The organism is Burkholderia sp. HMSC10F09 (genome assembly GCF_001806955.1).
In the GTDB taxonomy this organism is placed as follows: domain Bacteria; phylum Pseudomonadota; class Gammaproteobacteria; order Burkholderiales; family Burkholderiaceae; genus Burkholderia; species Burkholderia multivorans.
In genome coordinates this window covers 1-9,673 of the sequence record NZ_KV786601.1, presented here as the reverse complement: position 1 = coordinate 9,673, position 9,673 = coordinate 1, and the positions used below count along the sequence as shown (strand labels likewise).

At 68.6% G+C, this 9,673-nt stretch carries 9 protein-coding genes and 1 pseudogene; 5 read left to right on the top strand and 5 right to left on the bottom strand.

Going from position 1 to position 9,673, the window contains the following annotated elements; all coding sequences use genetic code 11:
* Window positions 1-65 precede the first annotated feature (65 nt).
* A complete protein-coding gene (locus tag HMPREF3115_RS06950; RefSeq protein WP_006404876.1) occupies window positions 66-1,352 on the bottom strand; it encodes an MFS transporter in 1,287 nt (428 codons plus the stop codon).
* Window positions 1,353-1,387: 35 nt separating this feature from the next.
* On the bottom strand, window positions 1,388-2,815 hold the full coding sequence (locus tag HMPREF3115_RS06945) for a M20 family metallopeptidase (RefSeq protein ID WP_070553866.1): 1,428 nt from the start codon (window positions 2,813-2,815) through the stop codon (window positions 1,388-1,390).
* A gap of 166 nt (window positions 2,816-2,981) precedes the next feature.
* Here HMPREF3115_RS06945 and HMPREF3115_RS06940 point away from each other — a divergent pair, with 166 nt between their 5' ends.
* From HMPREF3115_RS06940 to HMPREF3115_RS06925, 4 genes are all read left to right on the top strand, one after another.
* Complete coding sequence (locus HMPREF3115_RS06940) at window positions 2,982-3,935, top strand: LysR family transcriptional regulator (protein WP_006400160.1); 954 nt, start codon at window positions 2,982-2,984, stop codon at window positions 3,933-3,935.
* A gap of 65 nt (window positions 3,936-4,000) precedes the next feature.
* Window positions 4,001-5,134 carry a tRNA 2-selenouridine(34) synthase MnmH gene (mnmH, locus tag HMPREF3115_RS06935; RefSeq protein ID WP_070553864.1) on the top strand — a complete coding sequence of 378 codons (1,134 nt, stop codon included), beginning with the start codon at window positions 4,001-4,003 and terminating at the stop codon, window positions 5,132-5,134.
* Window positions 5,131-6,189, top strand: a complete 1,059-nt coding sequence (locus tag HMPREF3115_RS06930; RefSeq protein WP_006400158.1) for a permease — start codon at window positions 5,131-5,133, stop codon at window positions 6,187-6,189. Before mnmH ends, HMPREF3115_RS06930 begins: the two co-directional genes overlap by 4 nt.
* A gap of 106 nt (window positions 6,190-6,295) precedes the next feature.
* Window positions 6,296-6,718 (top strand): hypothetical protein, encoded by a 423-nt coding sequence (locus tag HMPREF3115_RS06925; protein ID WP_006400157.1) that lies wholly within the window; start codon window positions 6,296-6,298, stop codon window positions 6,716-6,718.
* A 39-nt stretch (window positions 6,719-6,757) separates the two neighbouring features.
* Here the strand turns inward: HMPREF3115_RS06925 and HMPREF3115_RS06920 are convergent, their stop codons facing one another.
* Window positions 6,758-7,597 carry an ABC transporter permease gene (locus HMPREF3115_RS06920; protein ID WP_006400156.1) on the bottom strand — a complete coding sequence of 280 codons (840 nt, stop codon included), beginning with the start codon at window positions 7,595-7,597 and terminating at the stop codon, window positions 6,758-6,760.
* 5 nt (window positions 7,598-7,602) lie between these two features.
* Entirely contained in the window at window positions 7,603-8,517 is a 915-nt protein-coding gene (nodI, locus tag HMPREF3115_RS06915; protein WP_070553862.1) for a nodulation factor ABC transporter ATP-binding protein NodI, read from the bottom strand.
* A gap of 329 nt (window positions 8,518-8,846) precedes the next feature.
* Between nodI and HMPREF3115_RS06910 the strand changes: the two genes are divergently transcribed.
* The gene (locus HMPREF3115_RS06910) at window positions 8,847-9,344 is read left to right on the top strand and encodes a universal stress protein (RefSeq protein ID WP_006400153.1); all 498 of its coding nucleotides are present in this window, start codon (window positions 8,847-8,849) and stop codon (window positions 9,342-9,344) included.
* Window positions 9,345-9,423: 79 nt separating this feature from the next.
* On the opposite strand, the pseudogene HMPREF3115_RS06905 reads toward HMPREF3115_RS06910, so the two are convergent.
* A pseudogene (locus HMPREF3115_RS06905) lies at window positions 9,424-9,673 on the bottom strand (hypothetical protein); the annotation flags it as partial.

Below are 9,673 nucleotides of genomic sequence, written 5' to 3'. Positions count from 1 at the left end.
CCCGCGCGGCGCGATGCCGGCGCGGGCCGCCGCTCGATCGGCAGCGCATCGCGCTGCCGTTTCCACTATTGCATCCGCAGCCGCGTGCGTGCGACGAACAGCGCGACGAGACTGAGGATCGCGCATCCGATCAGATACAGCGCAGGCGACAGCCGGTTGCCGGTCGCGCTGATCAGCCAGGTGATGACGAACGGCGCGAAGCCGCCGAACAGCGTGACGCCCGTGTTGTAGCTGACGGCCAGGCCCGTCGCGCGCGTCTGCGCGGGAAACAGTTCCGCCATCAGCGCGGGCAGCGCACCGCAATACATGGCCTTCAGCGCGCCGATCCAGATCAGCGCCGCCAGCATCGTCGCGAACGACGCGTGCCGCGTGAGCCATGCGAACGTCGGCCAGACGGTGACCAGCATCAGCAGCGCCGCGGTCGTCATCACGCGGATCCGTCCGGTGCGATCGGACAGGTGCCCGACGAGCGGTGTGACGAGCGTCAGCACGAAGCCGGTCGCGAGCGTCGCCGCGAATCCGGTCGACGCCGGCAGTCCGAGCTGCTTGATTGCGTACGTCGGCATGTACAGCACCATGTAGTTGATCGCGGTCGAGATCACGAGTGCGCCGATCGCGAGCAGCAATCGCATCTTGTAGTGCGTGAACAGTTCGCGCACCGGCGCTTCGGCGCGCGCCTGCGTGCGGAACTCGACGCCCTCGTCGACGTAGCGGCGGATGTAGAGTCCGACCGGGCCGATGGCAAGGCCGAACAGGAACGGCACGCGCCAGCCCCAGCTTTCGAGCTGCGCGGGCGTCAGCGTAGACGTCAGCAGGGCGCCGAACCCCGACGCGAGCAGCGTGGCGAGACCCTGGCTCGCGAATTGCCAGCTCGACATGAAGCCGCGCCGCTGCGGCGCATGCTCGACGAGAAACGCGGTCGAGCTAGCGAACTCGCCGCCGGCGGAAAAGCCCTGCATCAGCCGCGACAGCATGATTCCGAGCGGCGCGAGAATGCCGATCGACGCGTAGGTCGGCATCGCGGCGATCAGCAGCGTGCCGCCCATCATCATCGCGATCGACAGCAGCAGCGACGCCTTGCGGCCCGCGCGATCCGCATACGCGCCGAGCACGAAGCCGCCGATCGGGCGGATCAGATAGGACAGCCCGAACGTGCCGAGCGTGAGCAGCAGCGACGTCGCTTCGCTCGTCGCGGGGAAGAACAGCTTCGCGATCGTCACCGCGAAAAAGCCGTAGACGATCAGGTCGAACCATTCGAGCGCGTTGCCGATCGACGCCGCGAAAATGATGCGCCGGATCTGCGCCGCGTTGGGGCGTGCGGCGTCCTGCGTGGTCAGCGTGGTCGTATTCATCGTGGATGGGGCTCCGTGGAAGGATGCAGCACGCGTTACGCAGCGATGCCGGCCGCGGCCGACGCCGACGCCGTGCGGCGCGGATGCGGCGCGTCGTCGCCGAGATCCCAGAAGAGGCCGGCCATCATCTGCAGCCCCTCGCACGCGACGCTCGCGAGCAGATGCTCGTCGGGCGCATGCTGCGAGCACGCGGGATACGAGTGCGGCACCCAGAGCGTCGGCAAGCCGAGCGTGTCGGCGAACACCTCGTTCGGCAGCGTGCCGCCGAGATTCGGCAGGATCGCCGGCTTCTTGCCGGTCGTGCGCGCGAGCGACGCGACGGCCCACTGCACCCACGGATCGTCGGGCGACAGGCGCGTGGCGGGCGCACCGCGCTCGACCTCGATGTCGACGTCCGCAAAGCCATGCGCATCGAGATGTGCGCGCAGATGCGCCTGCAGCGCCTGCCAGTCGGTACCGACGACGAAGCGCAGCTGGCAGTGCGCATACGCGGCCGGCGGAATCGCGTTGACCGGATGCTCGGGGTTGCCGGCCTTGAACGCGAGGATCTCGAGCGTGTTCCAGCCGAATACGCGTTCGGGCGCCGAGAGCCCCGGCTCGCCCCAGCCGGCGTCGAGCGCCGGGTCGCCGGGGCCGCCGCCCACCGACAGATCGGCGAGCGCGTCGCGCACGGCGGCCGGAATCGGCGGCGGGCGCAGCCCCGCGACGCGGATCGCCCCGCGTGCATCGACGAGACTGGCGAGCGCATGCGCGAGCACGATCGCGGGATTGCGCAGCAGCCCGCCCCAGTTGCCGGAGTGATGGGCGCCATCGCGCGCCCGCAGGCCGAGCCGGAAGTTCACCGCGCCGCGCGAGCCGAGAAACACCGTCGGACGTTCGGCGGTAACGCGCGGGCCGTCCGATGCGATCAGCACGTCGGCCGCCAGGGCGTCGCGCTCGCGGCGGCACAGCGCGTCGAGGCCCGGCGAGCCGGTTTCCTCGCCCATCTCGATCAGCAGTTTCGCGTTGAAGCCGAGACGGCCGCCGCGCGCGTGCAGCACGCTCGCGAGCGCCGCGAGGTTGATCGTGTGCTGCCCCTTGTTGTCGGCAGTGCCGCGTCCGTACCAGCGGTCGCCGTCGGCGTGCAGCCTCCACGGCGACAGCGGCGCGCGCCATTGCGCGTCGTAGCCGCGCACGACGTCGCCGTGGCCGTAGATCAGCACGGTCGGCAACGCGTCGTCCTCGTGGCGCGACGCCAGCAGAAACGGGCCGCCGCCATCGATCGAGTTGTCGACGATGCGTGTCGAAAAGCCGAGGCGCGCGGCTTCGGGCGCGATCTCGTCGGTCAGATACGCGCGCAGCGCGGCATCGGCGCCGCGTTCCTGGCTTTCGGTGCGCAGGCCGACGCGGCGGCTCAGCGTCGCGAACAGCGCGCCGGATTCGAACTGGTTCAGCGCATGCTGAACGGCAGCGGTACGGGTCAAGACCTGTCTCCTCGGCAAGGTGCCGAACGGTGCGCGGGCCGCGCCGCCGGCATGAAGTGCGATCGATTCTAGAAAGCCGTTTTTTTTGTCACAATGATCGAATTTCGAAGCTTTCTTTGCCGAAAAGGCAAAGCAGGACAGCCGCTCGCGGCACGGAGACAGAACGATGGCGGCTTTTCTGCATGGCCTGGCACTGCGGTATTTCGTCGAAGTCGCGCGTACGGGCTCGCTCAGCGACGCGTCGGCGCGGCTGCATGTCGCCGTGTCGGCGATCAGCCGGCAGATCGCAAAGCTCGAAAGCGAGCTCGGCGCGCCGCTGTTCGAGCGGCGGCCGCGCGGCATGGCGCTGTCGGAGGCGGGCGAGCGGCTGCTCGGTTTCGCGCAGCGCAGCCTGCTCGAAGCCGAACACGTGATGAAGGAGATCGGCGGGCTCGACGCGCTGCACGGCAGCCTGTTGAAGATCGCCTGCTCGGAAGGGTTCGCGATCGATTTCCTGCCCGGCGCGCTGGCAGCGTTCAAGGCGCGCCATCCGGGCGTCGATTTTTCGGTGTGGGTCGTATCGCCGGCCGATGCGACGCGGCGCGTGCGCGACGGCGACGCCGACATCGCGCTGACCTTCAGCCTCGCGCCGGAAAAGGGCGTGCGCGTCGAGCATACGGAGCGCGCGCCGATCTTCGCGCTGCTGCGCCGCGATCATCCGCTCGCGGCGCGCGAGGCCGTATCGCTCGCCGACGTCGCGCGCCATCCGCACGTGCTGCCCGAAGCCGGCACGACCGTGCGCCAGCTGATCGATATCGCATGCGCGCTCGACGGCCTGATGCTCGAGCCGGAGCTCACGAGCAACAACACGGCCGCGATGTACCGCTACGCGCAGCGTACGGGCGCGGTGATGTTCTCCGGTCTGCTGTCGGTGCGCGACCGCTGCGACGCCGACGGTTTCGTCGTCGTGCCGGTCACGAACCCGCAGTTGCGTGAACGCAGCATCCAGGTACAGACGATGGCGGGGCGCGATCTGCCGGCGTCGGTGCGCGCGTTTCGCGATCATCTGATCGACGCGATGAAGGCCGCGTCGGTGCCGCCGAACGCGGCGCGCGGCTCGCGGCGCCCGCGCGTGAGATAATTGCAGGTCCGCCTTCCTGCGCCCGTGCGGCTCGCCGAGCCGCACCGACCCGTTTCGACGCCAAATTGAAGAACCTGATTGTCACCCTCGATCGCGCCGCCGAGTTCGACGAGATCATCGACGTGCGCACGCCGCTCGAATTCGCCGAGGACCATATCCCCGGCGCGTTGAACGCGCCCGTGCTCAGCAACGAGGAGCGCGTGCTCGTCGGCACGATGTATCGGCAGGTGTCGCCGTACGAGGCGACGCGCGTGGGCGCGGCGATCGTCGCGCGCAACATCGCGCGCCATCTGGACACGACGTTCGCCGATCGTCCGCGCAACTGGCGCCCGCTGATCTACTGCTGGCGCGGCGGCAAGCGCTCGGGCTCGATGACGACCTGGTTCAACCTGATCGGCTGGCAGGCGCGTCAGCTCGACGGCGGCTACAAGGCGTACCGCCGTTCGGTCTGCGCGACGCTCGACACGCTGCCGACGCGCTTTCGCTACATCGCGCTCGTCGGCCACACCGGCTGCGGAAAAACGCGGCTGCTGAACGCGCTGCGCGGTGCGGGCGCGCAGACACTCGATCTCGAAGCGCTCGCATGCCACCGCGGCTCGCTGCTCGGCGCGCTGCCGGGCGTGCCGCAACCGTCGCAGAAGGCGTTCGATTCGGGGCTTGTCGAAACGCTGCAACGCTACGATCCGGCATGGCCGGTGTTCGTCGAATCGGAAAGCCGCAAGATCGGGCTCGTGCAGCTGCCGGTCGCGCTGCTCGACGCGTTTCACGCGGGGCCGTGGGTGCAGGTCGAAGCCGCGCGCGACGAGCGCATCGCGTTCCTGCTCGACGATTACGGCCACCTCTTCGACGATCGCGCCGCGTTCGGCGCGCAGCTCGACCGGCTGATCGGGCTGCACAGCCGCGAAGAGGTGGCGCGCTGGCACGCGCTGCTCGACGCCGACCGGCGCGCGGAACTGTTCGGCACGCTGATCGACCGGCATTACGATCCCGCGTACGCGCGCACGTATCGCGCGTCGTACGGCAAGCCGAACCGCGCGCTGACGTTCGCGTTCCGCCCGAACGCGGCCGACGTGCCGGACCAGGCGCGCACGCTGCTCGAGCAGCTCGCGCAGGCGGGCTTGCCCGCGTCGCCGGCCTACGTGTCGACCGCCGCCGCGACGCCGATTACTGCTCATGACCATCCGACCACCTCACGATGACGACCACACGCACGCAACCCGTTCCGGCGCTCGGCTGGATGACCTTCCTGCTGATCGCGGTCGCAGGACTGTTCTACGTCAAATGGTTTCCGTACTACAACAAGGCGTTCGTCGCCGCCGAACATCATTCGATCGGCCAGTCGATCCTGATGGGCACGGCCGCGTCGGCGCCCGAGCCGTCGCTGAAGGCCGCGCTCGACTACGCGTGGGCGTACGGCAAGGCGATCTGGCAGGCGATGGTGCTCGGCCTGCTGCTCGGCTCGGCCGTGCAGGCGCTGCTGCCCGCGCACTGGGTCGCGCGCGTGCTCGGCCGCACGGGCTTCGGCAGCGTCGCAGCCGGCGGCTTGCTGTCGCTGCCGGGCATGATGTGCACGTGCTGCGCGGCGCCGGTCGTCGCGGGCTTGCGCGCGCGCCACGCGTCGCCGGGCGGCGCCGTCGCGTTCTGGCTCGGCAATACCGTGCTGAACCCGGCCGCGCTGGTGTTCATGGGCTTCGTGCTCGGCTGGCACTGGAGCGCGCTGCGGCTCGTGCTGGGCATCGCGATGGTGTTCGGCATCGGCTATCTGCTGAACCGCATCGCGCGGCCGGAGGATCGCAGCATCGACGACGCGCAGCTCGCGGCGCTGGCGGCCGAGCAGGCCGCGGCCGGCAACGCGTTCGTGCGCTGGATCAAGCTGCTCGTGCGGATGGCGGTGCGGCTCGTGCCCGAGTACGTCGTGCTCGTGCTGCTGCTCGGCGCCGCACGCGCGTGGCTGTTTCCGCACATCGGGCCGGACATCGGCAATCATCTCGGCTGGATCGTCGCGTTCGCGGTGGCCGGTGCGCTGTTCGTGATTCCGACGGCCGGCGAAGTGCCGATCATTCAGGCGATGCTGTCGCTCGGCATGGGCGTCGGGCCCGCCGCGGCGCTGCTGATGACGCTGCCGCCGATCAGCGTGCCGTCGCTCGCGATGCTCGCACGGTCGTTCAAGCCATACATGCTGGCGATCGTCGCGAGCCTCGTCGTCGTGTTCGGGATCGCGAGCGGGCTGCTCGCGGTCGCGTTCGGATTCTGAGGCTGACGCACATCGGCCGCGCGCGTGGCCCGTGTGCGCGCCGTATTCATCCGGCACCGCCGCCGATCCGCGCGGTGCCCTTTACAAGAAGCAAACAGGAAAACGCATGACCCAACCGAAGATTCATCCTCGACTCGAAAAGGCGCTGACGCGCGGCGATCTCGCGATCCGCCAGGCCAATTCCGCGCGTGCGACGGCCGTGCTGAACGCGCTCGGCACGATGATCGTCGAGGCGTCCGCGACGATCGGCGTCGAGGCGAGCATCGACATTCCGCAGGGCGATCGCATCTACGATCCCGTCAACGGCGTATGGCCGCAGAAGATGCTCGTGTCGTTCGACGGGCCGGTCGCCGATGCCGATCCGGAAGAGCTGCGCACGGTCTATCTGATCGCCGACGATCCGGGCACGCAGTTCCGCGTCGAATGGCATCGCGCGGACGGCAAGCTCGGCCGCCACGAAGGCGGCCCGCTCGCGACCGTCGCATTCCTGACCGACGTCGAGATTCCGTGGAGCGACGACGACGAGTGACGTCGTCGGGCGCAGGGGCGGCGCTGCGCGCGCCGTGCGTCAGCGCATCAGCCGGCGCCGGAACAGCCACGCGCACAGCAGGAAGCCGCCCACCGCGTAGGCGGCGAGGATCGCGACGTGCAGGCCGATGTCCGTCGCGGGCCGGCCGAGCATCGCCGGCCGGATCAGCTCGACGGCATTGGCGAGCGGCAGCGCCTGCGCCGCATGCTGCGCGAGCTGCGGCAGCTGCGTGATCGGGAAGAAAACGCCCGAGAGCAGCAGCATCGGCGTCAGCACGAGCGTCTGATAGAACATGAAGAAGTCGTACGACGGCGCGAGCGCCGTGACGACCATCGCGACGCTCGCGAACGCGAGCCCCGCGAGCGCGATCACCGGCAGTGCGGCGAGCATCGACGGAAACCGCGCATAACCGAGCAGGCCCGCGACGAGCATGATCGCGGCGCCCGACAGCATCGCCTTGCTGGCACCCCAGACGATTTCGCCCAGTACGACGTCGCCGAGCGCGAGCGGCGTGTGCATGATCGCTTCCCAGGTGCGCTGCACGTGCATCCGCGAAAAACCCGAATACATCGATTCGAAGCTCGCCGACATCATCACGCTCGAGCCGACCGTGCCGGCTGCGAGAAACGCGATGTACGACACGCCGTCGACGTGGCCCAGCATCAGGCCGAGCCCGAAACCGAGCCCGAACAGATAGATCATCGGGTCGGCCAGATTGCCGAACATCGACGCGAGCGCAAGCTTGCGCCAGACCAGATAGTTGCGGCGCCAGACCGCGATCCAGTTGGTCGCGTTCGCCGGCATCGCGAGCGCGAAGCGCGATTCGCGCGCAGGCGTCGCGTGCGGCGCAGCGGAATCCGAATAGTTGCGTACGTCCATGTCGGTCAGTCCTGCATGTCGCGGCCGGTCAGCCGCAGGAACACGTCCTCCAGATTGGCCGGACGATGCAGATAGCGCAACCCGGCGCGGCCCTTGATCCGCGCGCACAGCGGTTCCGGATCGCTGACGTAGCAGAACAGCGTCTCGACGCTGATTTCGGTGCGCTGCGCGAGCGGCGCGACTTCATCGCGCAGCGCGATCGGGTCCGGTCCGTAGATCTCGATCACGTCGCAGCCGATCTCGGACGCGATCAGCGCATGCGGCGCGCCCTCGGCAATCTTGCGGCCTTCCTCGATCACGCACAGCCGGTCGCACAGACGTTCGGCTTCTTCCATGAAGTGCGTCGTGATCAGGATCGTCTTGCCGCGCGCGAGCAGCGAGCGCAGCCGTTCCCACATCAGATGCCGCGCCTGCGGGTCGAGGCCCGTCGTCGGTTCGTCGAGCACCAGTACGTCGGGATCGTTGACGAGTGCGCGTGCGAGCGTGAGCCGCCGCTTCATGCCGCCGGACAGCTCGCCGACCTTCGCATCGGCCTTGTTCTCGAGTTTGGCGAATTCGAGCAGCGGCTGCACGAGTGCGCGTGCCGCGTGCGCCGACATGCCGAAATAGCGGCTGAACACGAGCAGATTCTCGCGAGCCGTGAAATCGGGATCGAGATTGTCGAACTGGGGCACGACACCGACGCGCCGCCGTGCATGCCGCGCGCGCGATGGCACCGGTTCGCCGCACAGCGAGATTGCGCCGGCGTCGGGATACGCGAGACCGAGCAGCATCTTCAGCGTCGTGGTCTTGCCTGCGCCGTTCGGGCCGAGCAGCCCGTAGCACTCGCCGGCATGCACGTGGAAGGACAGATCGTTGACGACGAGCTTGTCGCCATAGCGCTTTTCGACGTTCCGGAAATCGATGGGTGCGACGGACATGGCAGCGTTATGGTTGTGACGGCGAGCAGCGGTGCGCGCGGATGCCGCGAACGGAGCGGGACAACGCCGGTCAGATCGGGCATGATCGAAGCAGGCGTGGCGATGCGCGTTCGCGTGCAGCGAAACGGCGGCACGACGGGCCATTCTAGTGCATCGCTTGCGTTCGTTCAGCGCGTATGCGCCGGCATCGTGCAGGGCCGTGATCATCGTGCACCGCATCATTGCGCACGCGCCGCATGCGGCGTGTCAGCGTTTTCCATCCCTTGCGCGCCGGATTGCGGCGCACCATGATGAATGGGTAGGGCTCGTTGTCGCGATAGGGAGGTCTCATGGCTAGCTACAACAAGATTCTGCTGTGCTACGACGGAACGCTCGAGGGGCGCAAGGCGCTGCGATGCGGTGCCAATCTCGCGTTGGACCTGAAGGCCGAAACGCATCTGCTGTCCGTCGTCGACATGCGCTCGAGCATCGCGCAAAGTGCCGGCTTGCTGACCGACGTCGCATGCGGCCGCTTCGAGGAAACCGCACGTGAAATCCTGCAGGAAGGGGTGAACTGGCTGCGCGAGCGCGGCGTGCAGGCCGAGGGCCATTTCGCGTTCGGTTATCCGATCGACGAAATCGCGAACCTCGCCGGCGAGCTGAAAGTCGATCTCGTCGTCGTCGGACACCGGTGCCGCAGCGGACTATCGAGATGGTGGATGGGATCGGGCAACACGCAACTGCTCGATCGCGTGAACTGCAGCATTCTGGTTGCATGCTCGTCGGCCGAAGAGCAGAAGGCCGAAATCGCACGCGAGCGCGAAGCCGCGACGGCGAGCGGCCAGTGATGTGATGATCGCGATCGGCGCTTGAGGCGCCGATCGCGGCGACGTCGCCAACGCCGCCGCGCCGACGCGCCGCCGCGCGCTACGCGTGCAGATCGATCGCCGACAGCTTCCACGAGAACAGGCCGAAGCGGTGGAAGATCGCCGCATAACGCGTGCCGTCGGCCGTGCGCTGATAGGTGACGACGAATTCGTCGATGTTGCGGTAGCCGGCGTGCGTTTGCTGCTGCGCCGGCGGCGCCGCTGGAACGGATGCTGCTGGCGGCGCCGATGCGACCGCGCTGCCCGGAGCCGGTGCGCTGGCCGGCGGCACGGCCGCGCCGGGTGCGGAC